1 pseudogene is annotated in these 674 nt (G+C 77.4%); it reads right to left on the minus strand.

Features of this window, described 5'->3' with window-relative positions:
* Positions 1–123 precede the first annotated feature (123 nt).
* Positions 124–674, minus strand: a pseudogene (locus tag CKO13_RS12445) (MlaD family protein); the annotation flags it as partial.

Consider the following 674-nt stretch of genomic DNA (forward strand, 5'->3'; position numbering starts at 1 on the left):
GGAGCTGGGGCGGCGGCAGGCGGTAGACCGCGTACGGCGCCTCGCTCGGCAGGAGGGTGCACGCCTGGCAGGCCCCGGCGAGCAGGGCGAGCAGGAGGGCGGTTCGCGCTCGGCGCAGTGCGGTCACGGCTCGTACTCCTCGATCTCCTGGCGGCGCAGCAGCTGCCCGGGGTCCTCCTCGAGGCGGCGGGCGAGGCGGCGGAAGGCGGCCAGGGTCCGGTGCAGCTCGGCGAGGGCGGGGCCGAGCTCATTGAGCCCCTGGGCGCCGCTGCTCAGGGCCTGGCGGTTCTCGGCGAGGAGCCGCTCGGCGCTGCGGCTGCTGCGCTCCAGGGCGGCGGCGGCGCGGGCGGTGCTCTTGAGGGCCTCGCTGCCGGGGCCGGCGAGCAGCGCCTCGGCCCGCTGCAGGAGGGCGTCGGCCTCGGCGAGGGTCGACTCGGCCTGGGTGCCGGCCTCGGCGAAGCCCGCCACGCCGCGCCGCAGCTCGTCGCGCTGCGCGGCCAGGGCGGCGGTCGTCTGCTCGAGGTGCTCGAGGCTGGCGTGGATGCGCTCCAGGTTCTCGGGGGAGAGGAGCCGGTTGGCCCGCTCGACGAAGGTGTCGACTTTAGAGAGCAGGGCGTCGCCCTCGGTGCGCAGCCGGGCGATGGGCGAGCGCTGGGCGGGGATGCTCGCCGGCC

The organism is Halorhodospira neutriphila (genome assembly GCF_016584055.1).
GTDB lineage: Bacteria > Pseudomonadota > Gammaproteobacteria > Nitrococcales > Halorhodospiraceae > Halorhodospira > Halorhodospira neutriphila.